General features: G+C 67.8%; 17 protein-coding genes and 1 pseudogene. 11 read left to right on the top strand and 7 right to left on the bottom strand.

The features are described from left to right. The first annotated feature begins 74 nt into the window (after positions 1-74). The gene (locus tag ENSA5_RS21775; RefSeq protein WP_181198017.1) at positions 75-1,481 is read left to right on the top strand and encodes a hypothetical protein; all 1,407 of its coding nucleotides are present in this window, start codon (positions 75-77) and stop codon (positions 1,479-1,481) included. Between the two features lie 28 nt (positions 1,482-1,509). Here ENSA5_RS21775 and ENSA5_RS21770 read toward each other — a convergent pair whose 3' ends face one another. Next, a complete protein-coding gene (locus ENSA5_RS21770) occupies positions 1,510-2,445 on the bottom strand; it encodes a sensor histidine kinase (protein WP_106393608.1) in 936 nt (311 codons plus the stop codon). Positions 2,446-2,448: 3 nt separating this feature from the next. Then, the gene (locus tag ENSA5_RS21765; RefSeq protein WP_146155972.1) at positions 2,449-3,348 is read right to left on the bottom strand and encodes a hypothetical protein; all 900 of its coding nucleotides are present in this window, start codon (positions 3,346-3,348) and stop codon (positions 2,449-2,451) included. Between the two features lie 23 nt (positions 3,349-3,371). Here ENSA5_RS21765 and ENSA5_RS21760 point away from each other — a divergent pair, with 23 nt between their 5' ends. The 5 genes from ENSA5_RS21760 (at position 3,372) to pip (ending at position 6,119) form a co-directional block, all read left to right on the top strand. After that, the gene (locus tag ENSA5_RS21760) at positions 3,372-3,986 is read left to right on the top strand and encodes a MiaE family protein (protein ID WP_106393606.1); all 615 of its coding nucleotides are present in this window, start codon (positions 3,372-3,374) and stop codon (positions 3,984-3,986) included. A gap of 144 nt (positions 3,987-4,130) precedes the next feature. Further along, positions 4,131-4,301 carry a hypothetical protein gene (locus tag ENSA5_RS38015; protein WP_181198016.1) on the top strand — a complete coding sequence of 57 codons (171 nt, stop codon included), beginning with the start codon at positions 4,131-4,133 and terminating at the stop codon, positions 4,299-4,301. Beyond that, positions 4,298-4,474 (top strand): type II toxin-antitoxin system RelE/ParE family toxin, encoded by a 177-nt coding sequence (locus tag ENSA5_RS36230; RefSeq protein WP_146155971.1) that lies wholly within the window; start codon positions 4,298-4,300, stop codon positions 4,472-4,474. Before ENSA5_RS38015 ends, ENSA5_RS36230 begins: the two co-directional genes overlap by 4 nt. A 215-nt stretch (positions 4,475-4,689) precedes the next feature. Beyond that, the gene (locus tag ENSA5_RS21755; protein ID WP_106393605.1) at positions 4,690-5,166 is read left to right on the top strand and encodes a VOC family protein; all 477 of its coding nucleotides are present in this window, start codon (positions 4,690-4,692) and stop codon (positions 5,164-5,166) included. Beyond that, the gene (gene pip / locus ENSA5_RS21750) at positions 5,163-6,119 is read left to right on the top strand and encodes a prolyl aminopeptidase (protein WP_106393604.1); all 957 of its coding nucleotides are present in this window, start codon (positions 5,163-5,165) and stop codon (positions 6,117-6,119) included. Before ENSA5_RS21755 ends, pip begins: the two co-directional genes overlap by 4 nt. A 360-nt stretch (positions 6,120-6,479) precedes the next feature. Here pip and ENSA5_RS21740 read toward each other — a convergent pair whose 3' ends face one another. Continuing rightward, positions 6,480-7,193: an SDR family oxidoreductase gene (locus ENSA5_RS21740; protein WP_106393617.1), complete on the bottom strand. Its 714-nt coding sequence runs from the start codon at positions 7,191-7,193 to the stop codon at positions 6,480-6,482. Positions 7,194-7,306: 113 nt separating this feature from the next. Here ENSA5_RS21740 and ENSA5_RS21735 point away from each other — a divergent pair, with 113 nt between their 5' ends. The 5 genes from ENSA5_RS21735 (at position 7,307) to ENSA5_RS21715 (ending at position 12,765) form a co-directional block, all read left to right on the top strand. After that, entirely contained in the window at positions 7,307-8,203 is an 897-nt protein-coding gene (locus ENSA5_RS21735) for a LysR family transcriptional regulator (RefSeq protein ID WP_106393602.1), read from the top strand. Positions 8,204-8,242: 39 nt separating this feature from the next. After that, positions 8,243-8,497 carry an ATP-dependent helicase HrpA gene (locus tag ENSA5_RS36225; RefSeq protein ID WP_146155970.1) on the top strand — a complete coding sequence of 85 codons (255 nt, stop codon included), beginning with the start codon at positions 8,243-8,245 and terminating at the stop codon, positions 8,495-8,497. Between the two features lie 342 nt (positions 8,498-8,839). Then, positions 8,840-10,444, top strand: coding sequence for a serine/threonine-protein kinase (locus ENSA5_RS21730; protein WP_146155969.1), 1,605 nt, complete (start codon positions 8,840-8,842; stop codon positions 10,442-10,444). Positions 10,445-11,151: 707 nt separating this feature from the next. Further along, positions 11,152-11,463 carry a hypothetical protein gene (locus ENSA5_RS21720; RefSeq protein WP_106393599.1) on the top strand — a complete coding sequence of 104 codons (312 nt, stop codon included), beginning with the start codon at positions 11,152-11,154 and terminating at the stop codon, positions 11,461-11,463. A gap of 243 nt (positions 11,464-11,706) precedes the next feature. Next, positions 11,707-12,765: an alpha/beta fold hydrolase gene (locus ENSA5_RS21715; RefSeq protein ID WP_146155968.1), complete on the top strand. Its 1,059-nt coding sequence runs from the start codon at positions 11,707-11,709 to the stop codon at positions 12,763-12,765. Between the two features lie 888 nt (positions 12,766-13,653). On the opposite strand, the gene ENSA5_RS21705 is transcribed toward ENSA5_RS21715, so the two are convergent. The 4 genes and pseudogenes from ENSA5_RS21705 to ENSA5_RS21690 form a co-directional block, all read right to left on the bottom strand. Continuing rightward, positions 13,654-13,914 (bottom strand): hypothetical protein, encoded by a 261-nt coding sequence (locus tag ENSA5_RS21705; RefSeq protein WP_106393596.1) that lies wholly within the window; start codon positions 13,912-13,914, stop codon positions 13,654-13,656. Between the two features lie 600 nt (positions 13,915-14,514). Next, entirely contained in the window at positions 14,515-15,264 is a 750-nt protein-coding gene (locus ENSA5_RS21700; RefSeq protein WP_146155967.1) for a hypothetical protein, read from the bottom strand. A 195-nt stretch (positions 15,265-15,459) separates the two neighbouring features. Beyond that, positions 15,460-17,826 (bottom strand): exonuclease/endonuclease/phosphatase family protein, encoded by a 2,367-nt coding sequence (locus ENSA5_RS21695; RefSeq protein ID WP_106393594.1) that lies wholly within the window; start codon positions 17,824-17,826, stop codon positions 15,460-15,462. Between the two features lie 33 nt (positions 17,827-17,859). Further along, positions 17,860-18,152 (bottom strand): annotated as a pseudogene (locus ENSA5_RS21690) (hypothetical protein); the annotation flags it as partial.

Genomic DNA, 18,152 nt, shown 5'->3' with positions numbered 1-18,152 from the left:
ACGAGCTCGATACTCGGCGCCGGGCGCAGGCCCTGACCGTTGACCGGGTTCGGTGCTCGGGCCATGCTGCCGCGGTGGCCCGCGGTCGAGCACTGTGGCGAGGGCGCGGCTTCGCGGTCGCGTCGGCGCTGACCCTGGTTTGCGCGTGCACGGACAACGCGGCGCTCGACGCCGACGGCGGCAGCGAGACCAGCCCACCGAGCTTCGATCCGCCGCCGCCGGAGTGCGGCAACGGCTACCTCGAGGACGGCGAGCAGTGCGACGACGCGAACCTCGACGACGGCGATGGCTGCGATAGCCAGTGCCGGATCCCGTGCGGGTTGCTGTGGGAGGCCACGGTCCCCGCGACCTCGCCCGAGGTTGAAGCGGTCGTCGGTGACATCGCGATCGGGCCGAGCGGCGAGGTCGTCGTCGCCGGGACCCTCGCTGCGCTGACCGCCGAGCTCGACGACGACCTGTGGCTCGGCGCCTTCGCGAGCGACGGCGCGCCGCTGTGGTCCAAGGTGATCGACCCCCAAGAAGGGCTCGATCAGCTCGCGGCCGGCGTCGCCCTTGGGCCTGGCGGCGAGGTCTATCTCAGCGCGACCGTCGACCTCGGCGACGAGACCGACATCTGGGTCGGACGCTTCGATCCGGGGGGCGCCGAGGTCTGGGCCGCGAGCTTCGATGGGCCCGTCGACGGGGCCAAGGACGGAGCCGGCGGCGTGGCGGTGACTCCGGCTGGCAACCCGATCGTGTGCGGCCACCAGCGCGTCGCCGACAAGGACGGTGACTTGTGGTTGGCCGAGCTCGCCGCGGCCGACGGCGCCCAGCTGTGGGCCACGACCTGGTCCGGCGAGCTCGCGGCCAACGGCTTCTCGCTCGATCGGGGCGGCCCCGTGGCCGTCGCGCCCGACGGCACGATCTGGGCGATGGGCGTCGAGTACGTCGACTATGAAACGAACGACGCCCACCTGTTCTCATTCGACGCCGCCGGGGTCCTGCAGGGCGACTGGGCCCCGCACGCGGACGAGTCACCCGGCCACGATCACGTCCCGATCGCGCTCTCGGTCAACCCAGGCGGCGAGGTGTACTTTGGCGTCAGCCGGCTCGGGCCCGGCGCGACCTTTTGGGTCCACGCGCTGACGAAGGGCGAGATCGCCTGGACCCGCGAGATGGACAGCTTCATCGACGCGGGCGAGGACTGGACGCTCGGCGGGGTCGCGGCTGCCCTCGGTGGCGAGGTGTTCACGGGCGGCAGCCTAGAGCGCGACGAGAGCGAGGACGCGTGGTCGGAGGGGTGGATGCATCGCTTCGACGGCGCGGGTGAGCCGGTCTGCGAGACTCGCTACGCGGCGATCGGGGCGACGATCTTGACGCCCAACCTGTCCGTGGACGCGATCGGGGCCTCGCGCGATGGCGAGCTGTTGATCGCCGCGGGCCAGCTCGTCGACGTCGAGGATCAGCGCGCGTTTTGGGTTGGGGCGTTTCGCGGGCCCTGAGGGGCCACAAGGTGCGCGTCGCGTTCGGTCAGCTGCTCGTGGAGCGGTCGGGCAGGAGCACGCGAATGGTCGTGCCCTCGCCGCTCCCCGCCGAGATCGCCTCGATCTTGCCTCCGAGCCACTTGACCAGCGCCGCGACCACGAACAGCCCGAGCCCGGTCCCGTGGCGCGAGCGCACGGCCTCCTCGGGGACCCGGTAGAAGCGCTGAAAGATGCGCTTGAGGTCGCCCTTGGCGATCCCGATCCCGCGGTCGCTGACGTTGATCTCGACGTGGCGACCGTCCTCGCTGCGCTTGGCCTCGACGCGGATCTGAGGCGTGCCGTCGGAGTACTTGATCGCGTTGTCGACCAGGTTCGAGACGATCGTCCGCAGCGCGGTCGTGTCGATGAACAAGACCAGGGAGTCGTCGAGGGCGAGGACGACCGCGTCGCGGTCGATGTGGTGGCGGCCGACGACCTCGCTCGCGACCTGCTCGATCAGGTCGGCGATCACGACCTCGCCGAGCTCCCCGGCCTCGTGGCCGACGACGAGGCGGCTGGCGTCGAGGATCCCGTCGACCAGGCTCACGAGGCGCGAGACGTCTTGCAGCATCATCACCCGGAGCTGCTCGCGGCGATCGGGCGCGAGCTCGGGGCGCGCGAGGGTCTCGGCGGCGAGCTTGAGCGAGGCCAGCGGGGTCTTGAGCTCGTGGGTGACCGAGTCGATGAAGCTGGTCTGGCGGCGGACCTCGCTGATCTCGCGGACGAGGAACACCGTGAACATGACCAGGACCGTGATGATCGCGACGAACGAGACGATCCCGCCGACGAGCAGGCTCAGGTTGCCGACGAAGGTCGCCTGGAGCAGCTCCATGTTGCGGGCGATCACGAGGATCCAGACCAGCAACAAGGTGATCGTCAGGGCGACCGCGACCGAGGACAGGATGATCGGCAGCGAGATCGAGCGACGCTTGGGCGCGACCATGGTTCAGGGCACCGGTCCTGGGTTGGGGCTCAGATCCACGTCGGCGGCCGCGCTCGGGACCCCGCCCGGGTCGGCGAAGAGCCCGGCGGCGAAGCGCACGTGGACCACGGCGACGTCGGCGTCGACGCACAGGTCGAGCACGTTGTCGTCGGCCCGGCCGGCGTCGAGGGCCTCGCCTTCGCCCTCGCCCTCGCGCTGGGCCTGATCGTCGAACCCGCTCGGGGCCAGCGTGCGGCCGTCGGCGAGGCGCAGCTCGATCCCGGCGAGGTCGTCGTCGCCGACCCCGGTCAGGGTGTCGGTCCAGTAGCTGCGCACGACCCCGCGCGCGTCGGGGCAGCGCCTCGGGCCGGGCTCGAGCTGCTCGACCACGACCGGGCGATCGGGCTCGCTCGGGCCCGAGATGTCGGCGTCGAGGCCCTGCAGATCCTCGCCGGTCTCGGCGTACAGCCGGCCGATCACGTGGACCGCGACGGGCGTCGCGCCCTCGCTGCCGAAGTTGCCGGTCAGGGTCAGGCTGCGGTTCTCGTCGCCCTCGTCGGCGGGCGCGAGGAAGGCTCGGGTCGGTCGCACACGGCGCCCGTCGGCGCGCAAGATCGCGAGCGCGCGCGGGTCGATCGTCGTCGGATCCAGCTCGTGCGCGAACACCAGCACGAGCCGATCTTCGCTGGCCTCGCTGCCCTCGACCATGCGCGCCGCGCCCGTCTCGGACATCGGCGCGGGCTCGACCCCGAAGCGGCTGAGGTGGGCCGAGACCAGCAGCGGGGCTGGCTCCGGCGCAGCTGGGCGCTCGGGGGTCTGGTAGTGGCCGCGCGCCGCAACGCCGCCCGTGCTGACGCAGGCACAGCAGCCCAGCAAGGGCAGGGCCGTGCGCCACAGCACGCGTGGGGGCCGACGGTGGTTCACCGACGCAGCATACTCTCGCCGCGATGCTGCACCTAGCGGCCACGAGCGAAGACGACTGGGGGGCCTGGGCCCTCGCGCACATGGACGAGATCCTGCTCGACCATGCCCACTGCGAGAAGAAGGCCGCGTCGACCGCACTGAGCATGATCTTCCGCTATCCCGAGTACCCCCAGCTGATGGTCCCGATGTCGGCGCTCGCGCGCGAGGAGCTCGAGCACTTCGAGCTGGTCGTGAGCCTGATCCGCCGCCGCGGCGGGGAGTTCGTCCGCCAGGAGCCGAGCCCCTACGCCGGGCGCCTGATGGCCGCGGTCCGCAAGGAGCAGCCCGCGCGGCTGCTCGACATCTTGCTGTGCTGCTCGCTGATCGAGGCGCGCAGCTGCGAGCGGATGCAGTTGATCGCGCGAGCTCTGTCCGCGCGCGGGGCCGAGGCGCCCGAGCACCCGCTCCACCAGCTGTTCGCGCTCTACGACGGCCTCCTCGTCAGCGAGGCCCGGCACCACGCGACCTACGTCGAGCTCGCCCGGGTCTGCGTCGGGCTCGACGAGGCCAGCGTCCAGGCGCGGCTGCGCGAGCTCGCCGAGCACGAGGCCGAGATCATCCGGACGGCGTCGCGCGAGCAGCCGCGCATGCACAATTGAAGCGCGTTCGAAGGCCCGGTGCCGGCGGCGCTCGAGGATCGAGCACGGCGCCTTGGGCAAGGTTCGGCTCGGGCGACCCATGGCTTGGCGTCGCAAGGCTGGGTGAGGTAGCTTCTCCCCATGCCAGGATCCGGAGCACCCGCGATGGATGAGCGCGCTCCCGAGGCGGAGGACGACGAGTCCCGTGAGGCCGAGCGTCGCAGGGTGATCGCGGCGATCGAGGCGGGCATGGCGGATTCCAGGGCCGGCCGGACCATGACCCATGCCCAGCTCGTCGCCCGAATGGAGGCCCGGTTCGCCGAGCGGTCCAAGTGACGGGCCGGCCCCTGAGCTGGACGGAGCGGTCCGCCGAGGACCTGGAGGAGATCGACGCCTATATCGTGGCGGACGATCCGATCGCGGCCGAGCGCGGGGTCAGGATGCTGGCCGCCGCGGCGCAGCGCGCCTCCGAGCTCCCCTTCTCCGGCCGCGTGGTGCCTGAGCTCTAGCAGCCCGGGGTGCTAGCGCGAGGATGTTCGGGAAATTCTCAAGAAAGGCTACCGAATCGTCTACTGGATCTTCGATGACCGGGTCGAGGTGCTCACGGTGCTCGAGGGCCATGGGCGCCTGCCGTCCGACCTGCTGGAGCGGTAAGGGGGCGCCGCGACCGTTCCTCAGGGGGTCGCAGCTCAAAGCCCTTTGAGTAGCGTTATGCTCGGCGGGCATGCCCGATCCCCGCCCCTTTCGTGTCCTCGGTGTCCAGCAAGTCGCGATCGGCGGCCGCGACAAGGCCGCGCTGCGCTCGTTGTGGGTCGATCTGCTCGGCGTCGAGCAGGTCGGCTCCTATCGGTCCGAACGCGAGAACGTCGACGAAGACATCCTCGCCCTCGGGCACGGCCACGGCGCTGTCGAGATCGATCTGATGGAGCCGATCGACCCCGAGGCCCGGCCCAAGGTCCACGAGCCCGCGCTCAACCATATTGGCCTGTGGGTCGACGATCTGGCCGCGGCGGTGACCTGGCTGAGCGCCGCAGGCCTGCGCTTCACGCCCGGCGGCGTGCGCAAGGGCGCGGCCGGGCACGAGGTCTGCTTCATCCATCCCAAGGCCAACGCCGAGTTTCCGCTCGGGGGTGAAGGCGTGCTGATCGAGCTCGTTCAGGCGCCGGCCGATCTGATCGCCGCGCAGGAGGCAAATCCATGAGCGACAAGACCCGGCGCGAGCTCTACCCGGCGATCGAGCCCCACGAGCAGGGCCGCCTGCGCGTCTCCAACACCCACGAGCTCTACTGGGAGGTCTCGGGCAACCCGCAGGGCAAGCCGGTGGTCTTCGTTCACGGCGGCCCGGGCGGAGGCACCAGCGCGTCCCAGCGTCAGTTCTTCGATCCGGCGGCTTACCGGATCGTGCTGTTCGACCAGCGCGGTTGCGGCAAGAGCACGCCCCACGCCAACCTCGAGGACAACACCACCTGGCACCTGGTCGCCGACATGGAGGCGCTGCGCGAGCGGCTCGGCATCGATCGCTGGCAGGTGTTCGGGGGCTCGTGGGGCAGCACCTTGGCCCTGGCCTACGCCCAGCGTCACCCCGAGCGGGTCACCGAGCTGGTCCTGCGCGGGATCTTCATGCTCCGACGCAAGGAGCTGCTGTGGTTCTACCAGTCGGGGGCCAGCTCGATGTTCCCCGACGCCTGGCAGCACTACCTCGCGCCGATCCCCGAGGCCGAGCGCGGCGACATGATGAGCGCCTACTACCGCCGCCTGACCAGCGACGACCCGGCGGTCCGTCTGGCCGCGGCGCAGGCGTGGAGCGTGTGGGAGGCCAGCACCAGCTTCTTGCGTCAGCGACCCGACTACATCAACCACGCCGGGGGCGACGCCTTCGCCCTCGCGTTCGCGCGGATCGAGTGCCACTACTTCGTCAATCGTGGCTTCTTCGAGGTCGACGGTCAGCTGCTGCGCGACGTCGGTCGGATCCGCGGGATCCCTGGCGTGATCGTGCAGGGCCGCTACGACGTCGTGTGCCCGATGATGTCGGCGTGGGAGCTGTCGCGGGCCTGGACCGAGGCCCAGCTGTGGGTCGTCGACGACGCGGGCCACTCGTCTTATGAGCCGGGGATCGTCGACCGCCTCGTGCGGGCGACGGACCAGTTTCGCTAGCGCGGCGCGCCGGCGAGCTGATCGCCCGGCTGCCGCTGCGCTGACGGGCCGACCGCGCCCCGCTAGCAGCCCGGGCTGCTAGCCTGCTTCAGCACGATGGCGTCCGTCAGCTTGCCTGCGCCGTCGAACTCGATGGTCCTCGTTCCGGACACCGCCGACCCCTCGACCACCAGGACCGTGTCCCCGTGATGGGCCGCTGTCGGGCTGACAACAACGCGCAGAGTTTTCGGTCCGCCGTCGCTTGCGGCGTGGCCTTCAAGGGCCTGCAGACCGACCACAGCTGGTGGCGGGCGGCCTCGGCGTCCACGCGTGCCGCGTGGGCGACCTGGGCAGCGATCGCGTCGCCGCTGAGGCCGAGCTTTAGGCCCGCGGGCGGATGGTGATCTCGCTAACGTTCACACTGTCAGGCGCTTCGATGAGTTGACGGACAGCGCGAGCGATGTCCTCGGGGTCGAGCTGAACGGCGCGGTATTCCTCCATGGCGGCTTTTGCCGTCGGGTCCGTGATCGTCGACGCAAGCTCACTCGCAACGACCCCCGGGTTGACGCAGGTCACGCGCAGGCAAGGGCTTTCTTGGCGCAGGCCATCCGAGAGCGCGCGCACGGCAAACTTCGTCGCGCAGTACACGGCGGCGGTGGGCACCACCGAAAGCGCCCCGATGGACGCGATGTTGATGATCTGTCCGCTGCCCTGCTTTCGCATCTGCGGAAGGACGCCGGCGATGCCCCAGAGGACGCCCTTGATGTTGACGTCCACCATGCGCTCCCACTCGTCGTGCAAGCCCGCGCTGAGCGGTGACAAGGGCATGACACCGGCGTTGTTCACGAGCACGTCGATGCGGCCCCATCGCTCGACGGCCTCTTGGGCGAAGGCGAGCATGGCCTCACGCTCGGTGACGTCGACGCGCCTAACTTCTGCGCAGCCACCGGCCTCGCGGATCTCCTTGGCGATGGCCTCGAGGCGTTCGATTCGCCGCGCGCTGAGAACGACCTTCGCCCCCGCTGCGCCTAGTTCGCGAGCGATACCTTCGCCGATGCCGCTTGAGGCGCCTGTAATGAGAATGACTTTGTCCATCGAATGCTCCTTTGAGGTTGAAAGCAGGCCGCACCTGCGAGGGAACAATCGGGTCGATCACTCGTCAGCACAACTTGCCCACCGCTCGACACGTTGGTAAGCAGCGCTGGACAATGGCGATCAACATGAACCTCCTGCCCATGTTCCTAGCCGTCGCCGAGGAGCACAGTTTTCGGGCTGCAGCGGACCGGTTAGGCGTAACTCGGTCCGCAGTGAGCCAAGCCGTGCGGCGGCTTGAGGATTCGGTGGGCGTCACCCTCGTCACTCGAACAACGCGGGCTGTCCGCCTCACGGAAGCCGGCGAGCGACTCCAGAGCGCACTCGCGCGACCCATGTTGGACATCGGTACCGCGCTGGAGGAGGTCGCGAGCGAGGTCGCGCCCCGCGGGCATTTGCGTGTGGCCGTCACGTCCATCGCCGAGCGCTTTTTGTCGGGCCCGCTCATCGCGTCTTTTGCCGCCGCCTATCCGAGGGTGACCATCGACATCACCGTGACGGACGCTCCCGTCAACATCGTTGGCGAAGGCTTTGACGCCGGCGTACAGCTGGGCGAAGTCATCGAACAAGACATGATCGCGGTGCCGGTCACCGGCCAGCAACGTCAGATGGCCGTTGCCACGCCGGAGTACCTCGCGGCCAACGGGACTCCGTCTCACCCGCGCGAGCTCATCGATCATCGCTGCATCGGCTGGCGTCCCTCACCGCACGTGACTCCCTACCGCTGGGAGTTTGAGGAAGCGGGCGTTGAGTTTGACGTCGCCGTCGGCCCGCAGATCACCACGAATGACCTTCGTCTGATGATCAACCTCGCGCTCGCGGGCGGCGGGATCACCTTCGCTACGGAGGACACCTTCCGGCGGGAGGTGGAATCCGGGCGCCTCGTTTCGTTGTTGGAGGAGTACTTGCCTCCGTTCGCCGGGTTCTTTTTGTTCTTTCCCCAGCGGCGGAACCTTGCTCCGAAGCTACGAGCCCTCATCGACCACGTGCGGCGGGAACGTGGCGACGGATAGAACCCTAGCAGCCCGGGCTGCTAGCCAGCATCTTCTTCCATGCGCGCCTGGGTGGAGACGACGCCGGCGCCCACGGTTCGGCACGCCTGGGCGTGGTTGCTGCAGCGGGTGTTCGCGGTCGACATCATGACTTGCCCTCGCTGTGGCGGGCGGATGCGCCTGGTCGAGATCGCGGACTCTCGAGACGATGTCGCGGGGGTCCTCGGCAACGTCGGCCTCGGGCCTCGGCCGCCACCGCGCCCGCGGCCAGCTCTGCCTGGCCAGCTCGACCTCGACCTCGACCTCGCCGTTTGACCGGCACGACCAACTGGCTCACGAGGGCGTGACGGGGACTCGGGTGCGCTCGCGCAGCGACAGCCGCAGCGATGGCCAGCGACGGCTCGTCGAGGGTGACTTCCGCACGCTGAAGTGTCGCTGGGCGCTCTGCCCTCGGCCCAGACCTGCACAGCAACACACTCTGCACCACCCGAGGGCACCTTGCTCCTCCTCGGATCCCACCGACCCCGCTGATGTGTCCTAACCGCTCGCCGTCCACATTCACACCGAGACACTATTCAAAAGTCGTCAACAACTGGCCAAAGGGCCAATAATGAGCGTGCCCGACGCACGCGTCGACATTGCGGTAAGCTCCCGTTCTTGACGACCCCAGCTCAACACAGCCAAGGCGCTGGCCGGGTGTTCGACGAGCTCGCCCACCACAAGGACGAGCGCTTCACAACGCCCCCGCGCTGGGAGGCGCTGATGGAGGCCGTCAGCGAGGCCGCGAGCCTCCACCTCTTCAACCCCGACCACCCGCTGCAGACGATCGGCCGCTTCGAGGCCCTCGCAACCCGTGGTCTCGGCGGCTTCGGTGTCGTGTTCAAGGTTCGGGATCCCGAGCTCGACCGTCTCGTCGCGCTCAAGTTGTGTATGACGCGGGGCCCCGAGTCCGCCGAGGGCCTGATGAACGAGGCCCGGGTCCTCGCCAAGCTCTCGCACCCCAACATCGTCTCGATCCACGAGCCCGGCCGCGAGGGCGATGACGTGTTCTTCGTGATGGAGTTCGTCGACGGCGTCAACGCCCACGACTTCGTGCGCGACGAGGACCCGCCGTGGCCCGAGGTCGTCGACGTCTACCGTGGTGCCGGCCGGGGCCTCGCGGCCGCGCACGACGCGGGGATCGTGCACGGGGACTTCAAACCCTCGAACATCCTGCTCGACGCCGAGCTCTGGCCGCGAGTCGCGGACTTCGGGCTCGCGCAGGTGATCGCCGACCACCTCGCCGGCGAGGAGCTGCGCCACCGCCCGGGCACGCTGCCTTTCATGGCGCCCGAAGTGCTCCGCGGGCAGGCTGGAGACCCGCTGTCGGATCAGTGGTCCTTCTGCGTGTCGCTGTGGCAGGGGCTCGAGCACGGGCTCCCCTACGATGGTTGGACCCCCGCGGAGCTGCTCGAGTCGATCGAGCGCGGCGAGCCCTGGGTGCTGCAGCCCGCCGTGCCCGAGGCCGTGCGGAGCGTCGTGCGCCGGGGTTTGAGCGTCGATCCTGCGCAGCGGTACCCGGACATGCACGCGCTCGTGGCCGAGCTCGACAAGCTCCGCGAGCGACCGGGGGCGTCGCAGGAGACAGGTCTCGACGCGCCCGCGGTCGTGCCTGGGTCTTCGAAGGTCACGGAAGCGAGGCGCCGCCCCTTTGTGCTGGGGCTGTTGCTGACGGGCGCGGCGTTGCTGGGAGCATGGGGCGTCGAGCATGTCCCATGGGCGGAGACCGACCCCGACCCCGCCGAGGCGTCGCCGCCGGAACAGGAAGGGTGTGCGCTGTGGGAGCTGCCGCCCCTCGAGCCGAGCCCGGAGGTCCAGAGCATCTGTCGGCTGATTCGAGATGGTGACTACAGGAGTGCGAACTCGCTGTGGGAAGCGGTGCATGATGCACGACTCCGCAATCCTTCCACGTCCGGCATCGAGGGCTACACTCACCTAGACTTGGCTCTGGATACTATCATCGTCGCACAGACATTCGCGGAGGCGGCCGTGGACCTCGAGAGTTCGCAGTCACCCAAAGACACGGCGGCGACGGAGGAGGCCACCTACCCGGCAGTGGTTCTGATGGCCGAGCAGTGGGCGAACGCGGCATCCGTCGCTAGCGATGCTCACGGAGCCACTGAGCGCGCTGGCGCCCCCCCAGCCGTGGGAGCAGCGCCAGTCACGCTCGAAGAGATCGAAGTCCAGGTCGGCGAAGTGTACCGACATTTAGAGAAGACTTAGTCGAAGAGCGTCAAGTGTAGCAATCTACGGTACCATCAGCATTTTGAATGCCGTACAAACATGCGAGGAATTCCCCACGACAGTCCCACCCGTCCTCTCCGACTACGGGGACACAGACACCACCTGCGCAGCAGACAACGCCATCCACCGCGAGGCCGGGGGGCGGCACGTCAGGTGGAGCCACGCACAACCCGGCGTCGCACATGCTCGGGAACGGCTGGTAGCAGATGACGCCAGCCGCGGTCGCCTCGCCGTACTCGCAATAAAAGCGTGTCCCCGACCGGCACCGGCCCGTGTGGTCGGCCGCGGTGCAAGCCGCACCGTCGACGTCGATATCGCAGCATAGGTTCGCGTCGAGGACCGGCGCCTCCGGACCCGTCCAGGCGCAATACCGCGCAAGGCCCTGGCCGGTCGAGTCCAGATAGGGCGCCCCGCTTGCGTCCGCATGCAGGAGATCGCACAGATTCGGGTCTGAAGTCGCGAAGTTTGAGAGGAGCGTGGACAGAATGACTGGGAGCATCATTCGCGAACGCTAGCACGCGCAGGCCACGCGAGCGCCTGCGTTCGTACCGCGTCGATGGGGTGCTGACGGCGAGCTACGAGGCAATCTTGGCAGATAGCAGTGGCCGTGCGGCGAGCGCCGAGACCTTCTTCTATTCGCAATCATCGTCCGCGAATTCTTCGCAGTCGACATTCGCACCGATACATTGTTCACATTTACCGGTCGTACGCACGAGCTCGGCAAGCACCACCAGCACGCGCAGCCCCGCGTCGAGCTCCTCGGGCGCGAGCCGGCGGGCGAGATCGACGAGATCGCCGGACTCAAGCTCGAGAAGGTGCCCCGCTCGGGGCGGCCAATTGTGTGGACCGGGACTCGGCGCGGCGCCCACCAGGGTCCGCAGGCGGACGCGGCGACGGGGCTCGGGGCGGCGGTCGTCGCCGCCGAGCTGGTAGCGACGCCGCTCGGGCGGGCGCCCGCCGTCGGGAACGAATCAACCCGCGAGTATTCTCACTGTTGATCGGGGATCATTTCAGAGCCACCCGCCGACTTTAATTAGAGACGCACCCAAGCGCGCCTGGCGTAGCGGTGTGCACGCCGTGGTCATCGACCCGCTCGGCTTCATTGGGCGCTTGGTCGCACTGATCCCGCCGCCGCACTTCAAATGCGTCGCCGGACAAACGACTCAGCTCCCATCGACCCGACACTACCGGAGAGCGTGCTGGTCCTTGACGCTCGCTTTACGGTGTGCGTGCATCGCACCATGACCACCAAGTGCTGCTATCACAACGTTCCTGTAGTTTTGTTCACAGCCTGGCTCGGGCTCGGTGCCAGCGCGTGCGGGGACGACGGTGAACCGGGGGTCGAACAGGGCAGCGACGAAACGAGCGGCGACGAGAACAGCGGCGACGGTGACGGCGACGGCGACGGCGATCCAACGGGAGACGGCGATGGCGATGGCGATGGCGATCCAGCGGGAGACGGCGACGGCGATCCAACAGGAGACGGCGACGGCGATCCAACAGGAGACGGCGACGGCGACCCCGTCGGCCAGGACTACCGCAACCCGGGCCCGCGCTCGGTCAGCGTCGGCGAGGGCTCGATGCAGGTCACCCCCGAGTGCGACCTCAGTTACGGCGTGTTCGAGCCCGACGTGGCCGACAGCGACACACCCGTGCTCCTCGCTCACGGGTTCATGCGCAGCATCGACGACATGGCCGAGACGGCGCGGCACATCGCGAGTTGGGGGGTCACGGTCTACACGGTCCCGCTGTGCACCAACAGCTTTGCGATCGACCACCAGCAAAACGGCGAGGCCATCGCCGCGCTCGGCCAGGCGATCGCCCCCGAGGGCGCCGTCTACTCGGGCTTCTCCGCCGGGGGCCTCGCGGCCTTCGTCGCCGCGGCGACCGATCAGAGCGCCGTCGCCTTCGTCGGGCTCGACGCGGTCGACAACGCCGACCTCGGCCTCGGCCTCGCCGACCAGGCCAGCCCAGCTCGCGGCTCGATCGCCGCCCCGGGCCAGTGCAACACCAACAACAACTTCTTGCCGGTCTACGACGCGATCCCTGGCGCGCCGGTCATCCAGATCGTCGACGCCGAGCACTTCGACTTCGAGACCGACGCCTGCGCCCCGGGCGATTTCTCGTGCACCTTGTGCGCTCCGGCGGGCCCCGAGACACACGCGCTGGCGCTCGGCATGACGACGGCCGGGATCCTGATCGAGACCGGGGCCGACCCCGGCGGCGAGACCTGGTGGATGCCGGGCGGCGAGTTCTTCGACATGTTCATTCAACAGGGGCAGATCACGCTGATCCAGTAGCGTGAGCGCTCGGGAGGACATCTGTCGCCAGCGAGCGTAGACGCCGACGATCGGCGGATGCCAACTCGACCCCCAGAATAAGAACCTGAATCCAGTAATGTCATATATTTATAGCGATTTCCCGGTCACGCAACGAACGGTGCAATGCATCGTGTCGCCTCGCGCCGGAATGTTCGCCGAGGGCGCGAAGCCAAAACGCCGCTGTACCGGGCGTACTGCAAGTTTTGGTGACAAAGCCCTCGGCGAAGAGGCCAAGCGAGGCGGCGCGAGGCATTGCACCACGGGCTGCTAGTCACGTAGGGTCAAGTGTAACACTCGACGGTTCCATCGGCGTTTTGGATGCCGTACGGGCACGCGAGGTACTGCCCCGGACACTCCCACTCGGGGTCACCGCCAACGGGTACGCAGACCCCCCCTGCGCAGCAGACAAGCCCGTCTATGGCCAGCCCGGGGGGCGGCACGTCGGGTGGAGCCACGCACAACCCGGCGTCGCACATGCTCGGGAACGGCTGGTAGCAGATGACGCCAGCCGCGGTGGCCTCGCCGTACTCGCAATAAAAGCGTGTCCCCGACCGGCACCGGCCCGTGTGATCGGCCGCGGTGCAAGCCGCACCGTCGACGTCGATATCGCAGCATAGGTTCGCGTCGAGGACCGGCGCCTCCGGACCCGTCCAGGCGCAATACCGCGCAAGGCCCTGGCCGGTCGAGTCCAGATACGGCGCCCCGCTTGCGTCCGCATGCAGGAGATCGCACAGATTCGGGTCTGAAGTCGCGAAGTTTGAGAGGAGCGTGGACAGAATGACTGGGAGCATCATTCGCGAACGCTAGCACGCGCAGGCCACGCGAGCGCCTGCGTTCGTACCGCGTCGATGGGGTGCTGACGGCGAGCTACGAGGCAATCTTGGCAGATAGCAGTGGCCGTGCGGCGAGCGCCGAGACCTTCTTCTGTTCGCAATCATCGTCCGCGAATTCTTCGCAGTCGATATTCACACCGATGCATTGTTCACATTTGCCGGTCGTACGCACGAGCTCGGCAAGCACCACCAGCACGCGCAGCCCCGCGTCGAGCTCCTCGGGCGCGAGCCGGCGGGCGAGATCGACGAGATCGCCGGACTCAAGCTCGAGAAGGTGCCCCGCTCGGGCGGCCAATTGTGTGGACCGGGGCTCGGCGCGGCGCCCACCAGGATCCGCAGGCGGACGCGGCGACGGGGCTCGGGGCGGCGGTCGTCGCCGCCGGGCTGGTCGCGACGCCGCTCGGGCGGGCGCCCGCCGTCGGGGACGAATCAACCCGCGAGTATTCTCACTATGAATCAGGGATCATTTCAGAGCTACCCGCCGACTTTAATAAGAGACACACCCGAACTCAGCGTCGACGCGCTCACCGCGTTGATCGAGCGCGGGGATCTCGACGATCCCCGCCACGAGTGGGAGCGAAGGCAGGTTCGCCAGCCAGTCGAGCGAGACCGTCGCGCAGGCGTTCATGCACAGGGCGAACGCCCTCCAAGCCCGCGATCCCACGGCATGAACCCGCCCGCCTGCCGGGCCGTTCCGGTGCGCGGGGTCCTGCGAAGGCCCTCACTCGGCGGCGCTCATGGCGTCTCGCCCCTGGCCGAAGTCGCTGGCGTCAACGCGCACGTCGGGCCAGCGCTCGACGGCCGAGGTCGCAAGCGCCGTTCGCTATTGGTGCTGTCGTGCGTGTGCGCTTCGTTCCCAAGTCTACTTGGTGCCAAAGACGACGTTGTGGGCGCATCAGCTGCCGCGGTAGCTCAACAGAAACCAGCGTTGGCCTGTGAGCATCCCGGCCCACTCCGCGGCGAGCTCGTCGGACATCGGGTAGAGGTCGTGGACCGAGTCGATGACGCCTCGTGCTTCCGCCTCGCCCACCGGTTCGTCGCGAACGTAGGCGGCGAGGAACGAACCCAACCCGAGGACCTCGTAGCCGAAGCCTTCGCGCAAGTACTCGGCGAGCTTGTAATTCTCCATCGGCGTCAGGTCGCCTTGGAAGTAGCCGTTTGGAAGCGCCGCGATGGCCATCGAAGCTTCGTCGGCAGCGATGGTGAGACAATCCAGCGGAGTGCGGAACACGCCGGACGGGTCACGATAGAGCGCCAAGAGATCGATGTCGGGGTCATCGATGGGAATGAGATCCTCTTTGAACGAGAGCGTGGTCTCTTCAGCGAGGGCCCGGAGCCGCGGGACCGCCACCGACGCCCAGCGCTCCGGCGTAAAACGTGCGTCCTTTTCGTAGAGCGCGCGCTCCGATGGCGGCAGGCTCTCCGGGTCGATGTTGAGTAGCTCGTGCTTGTTGCGGGCGTGCCCGCTCGTGTAGGCCGCTTGAGCCCGGTCATCGAGGATGAAGAGCAGCTGCGATCCCGGTTCACTTGCGCGACGCCCATCCCGAAACGCCAAAAGCTCATCCACGTCCGCCCATTCCGAAATTCGAAATCCCCCAAGGTCGCTGCTCCAGTGGGTCCCAGGCTCCCGCTTCTCGATCTTCATGCGGCAACTCTACACCGCGACATCGCGGACAGACGGTCACGTCGGCCGCGAACACCCGACGCAGCAACCACGCCCATGGATGTCGGGGCGAGCGCTTGGTGGCGGCGTCGGGCTCGGGGGTCTCGCCGTCGAACGCCAGGCGCAGCTGCGTCGGCTCGACTGGCTCCGGCGCTGGACGGGGGAACGACTTTGGTGTTACGCGATGGCGTTCGCCTCGAGCATGGTGGCTTCGACCCAACAACCCACGGGAAAGTATTTCAGGTAGAACGCCACGACCTTGGGCGGCCCCGGGGGATGCCAGGCGAAGCGTCCAATGTGTCCGCGCATGATCTCGCAGGCGACGACCAGGTGCTCGTCTTGGTGAGCAACGACTTTACCGATCCACTTGGTCTCGCGCCCGGCCTCGGTCGTACGATCGGTCCGGCAGGGCTTCTCGATGGAGCTTCGGTCGAGGTCGAGCATCTCCTTGTAGGAGAAGAGTACCTCATACTGATGAACCTTGGTGCTGCCCATGAGGGCTTTCTTCTGGGCCCGCAGGCGCTCGAGCAGCCAGCTGCCCTCGCCGAGGGGCTGGACGAGGATGTCGATGACGATCGGCAGGTGGTCGCTGACGTAGTTGTGATAGATGTAAAAGGCTCGCTGCTTGGCGCTGAGAGTCGAAAATTTGGTGGCCAGATGATCGTCGGGGGGCAGTTGGTAGTCGTCGATATTGTCGGCAATCATCTGGATGACGTCGACGACGGCGGCGTTGGCGAGCTTGGACTGTAGCTCGGCGCCCTTGATGAAGCAGTTGTCGTAGGCGCTGCTGGTGAAGTCCGCGGTCGCGGGGCCCTTGCTGGTCCAGGCCTGGTTCTTGTCGTGGGTCGTGATCAGCGAGGTCGCGATGCCGTCCTTGATGGCCGGGTTGAAGCCGATGCTGTCGAAGAAGTCGTAGAGCTGGTTGGCGATCTTCTGGGGGGATTTGGGCTTCTTGACGCCCGGAGACCAGTCGAGGTTGAAGTCGCCAATGATCATGCCCTGGGGGACCTCGGCGAAAGGGACGAAGACCCGCTTGCCATTGTTGACCACCGGCTGGCCCTTGTTGTCGAGCCGGGCCACGCCGACGTCGGCGCGAATGAGCTCCTTCATCGCGGCCGCGCGGATTTCGATGCCAGCGTTGGTCGAGGCGCCGAAGGGGCCGTGGAAGGCGACCATGGGCACGTGGCGGCTCTTCGTCTCACCGGGCAGCCAGAGCTCGAGGCCGAGCTTGAAGGGACAGCGTCCGTAGAAGCCGAGCTTGTTGGTATTGTCCTGATAGCCGAGCAGGCGCCCGGCCTTGAGCTTGACGGGTCCGGGGCCCGAGGTCGACGTGATCAGCTCGTCGGGCGCGCGCATGAGCAGGTTGCTGGCGACGACGTGCGCTGCGGCGCACTTGCCCCGCAGCCAGATGCCCCGGGAGCTCGGTCCGAAGGTCTCGGCGTTGGGCCGCAGCAGGACCGCGTAGCTCTCCTGGGCGGAGCATCGATAGAAGGTGATCTCGTCGACGCTCGCGCGCAGGAGCTTGAGCGGGAGGCTGTAGGGGCCGTACTGCTCGCAGCTGTCGCAGTCGCCGCTGCCGAGGCTGAGATTGCACGCCGAGCAGCGCTTGAGCTCGAACACGACGCGCCAGTTGTGCTGGGGGTCGAGATTGGCGAGGGTCGTGACGTCGACGGGCTGGGCTTTGAGCTGATTGTCGAGGACCAAAGTGTCGTAGTAGAAGCGCAGGGCCTCGAAGCGCTTGGCTGTGAGCACGACCTTCCAGTCCGTGCTCGGGCCGGACTCACCGGTGCACAGCGACTTGAGGAAGCGGGGAAAGAAGGCGTAGTCGCGGGCGAGCTTCTTTTGGGCAGCGTTGGCCTTCTCGGCTCCTTCGAGATTGCCCTGCGTGTAGGCCTTCTGCAGTCGTGTGAGCTTCTTGGCCTTCTTTTTGGTCAGCTTCTTGTTATCGAGCTTGGCTTTCTTGTCGGCCTTGCTCAGGCTCACCAGCGAGGCGTAGTCGGTGATCTTCTTGCACGTCGCGGCGAAGCCCACGTCGTAGACGTGGATCCGCTTGGGCGGCCGCCACAGCTTTCCGGTCATGTCGCTGCCGTGCTGGAGGTAGGTCAACGGCGGGCCGCCGTCGAGGCCGTCGAGGCGCTCGCCGTCCTCGTCGCCTTCCTCGTCGTCGCCGCCGTAGGCCGCCCACCCCTCGGCCTGTGCGTAGCCCGTCTCGATGGCGCCCATGTTGACGTAGCAGTCGGTCCGGGTCTCGAGCAGCACGCAGACGTCGACGTCGAGGGCCGCGAGGGTCTCGTTGATGACGCGGTTGACGAAGGGGTTGGTCAGGCTCTTGCCGGGCTCGAAGGTCTGGACGTTCCACGACACGATGGTCAGGGCCTTGGCCTTGGCGGGGAGGTTGATGGTCGTGGTCTGCGAGCTGTCGCTGAGGCTCGAGCTGATGGTCTGGAGCTTGGACTTGGCCGTGAGCACGCGCTGTTCGTGCTCGCTGTCGATCTTGTTGGAGCGATTGGTGAGGACCTCGTTAATCGTGAGCGGGGCGGCCATGGCTCGGAGTCCTGGTTCTTCGGGTTCTTCGCGTCAGATCGCCGCCCACGCCTCGGCGTCCAGGGTCGGGAACTCCACGATGCAATTCGCGGGATCGTGGATGGCCTCGACGCGAACGAGGCCGTGAGCGTCGGTGGTGCGCCGCAGCGTGCGGCCGTCGGCGAGGGTGATCTCGCAGGGCATGTGGGCGATGCCCTCGTCGTCTTCGCCGATGAGCTGGATCTCGATCCAGTGGGTCTCTTCGTCGAACATCGGCTGATCCAAGGGCGCGGGAGCGGGCCACGCAGCGGGCGGAGCGGGGGGCTTGGAGGCGAGGCGCGGGGGCC

This window comes from Enhygromyxa salina, assembly GCF_002994615.1.
GTDB classification, from domain to species: domain Bacteria; phylum Myxococcota_A; class Polyangia; order Nannocystales; family Nannocystaceae; genus Plesiocystis; species Plesiocystis salina_A.
This window is presented reverse-complemented; position numbering and strand designations above follow the sequence as displayed.

Bases quoted from the DNA above. Each gene is read 5' to 3' on its own strand.
- ENSA5_RS21770 (WP_106393608.1), bottom strand. From the start codon at position 2,445: ATGGTCGCGCCCAAGCGTCGCTCGATCTCGCTGCCGATCATCCTGTCC.
- ENSA5_RS21760 (WP_106393606.1), top strand. From the start codon at position 3,372: ATGCTGCACCTAGCGGCCACGAGCGAAGACGACTGGGGGGCCTGGGCC.
- ENSA5_RS38015 (WP_181198016.1), top strand. From the start codon at position 4,131: ATGGATGAGCGCGCTCCCGAGGCGGAGGACGACGAGTCCCGTGAGGCC.
- ENSA5_RS21755 (WP_106393605.1), top strand. From the start codon at position 4,690: ATGCCCGATCCCCGCCCCTTTCGTGTCCTCGGTGTCCAGCAAGTCGCG.
- pip (WP_106393604.1), top strand. From the start codon at position 5,163: ATGAGCGACAAGACCCGGCGCGAGCTCTACCCGGCGATCGAGCCCCAC.
- ENSA5_RS21740 (WP_106393617.1), bottom strand. From the start codon at position 7,193: ATGGACAAAGTCATTCTCATTACAGGCGCCTCAAGCGGCATCGGCGAA.
- ENSA5_RS21735 (WP_106393602.1), top strand. From the start codon at position 7,307: ATGGCGATCAACATGAACCTCCTGCCCATGTTCCTAGCCGTCGCCGAG.
- ENSA5_RS36225 (WP_146155970.1), top strand. From the start codon at position 8,243: ATGCGCGCCTGGGTGGAGACGACGCCGGCGCCCACGGTTCGGCACGCC.
- ENSA5_RS21715 (WP_146155968.1), top strand. From the start codon at position 11,707: ATGACCACCAAGTGCTGCTATCACAACGTTCCTGTAGTTTTGTTCACA.
- ENSA5_RS21700 (WP_146155967.1), bottom strand. From the start codon at position 15,264: ATGAAGATCGAGAAGCGGGAGCCTGGGACCCACTGGAGCAGCGACCTT.
- ENSA5_RS21695 (WP_106393594.1), bottom strand. From the start codon at position 17,826: ATGGCCGCCCCGCTCACGATTAACGAGGTCCTCACCAATCGCTCCAAC.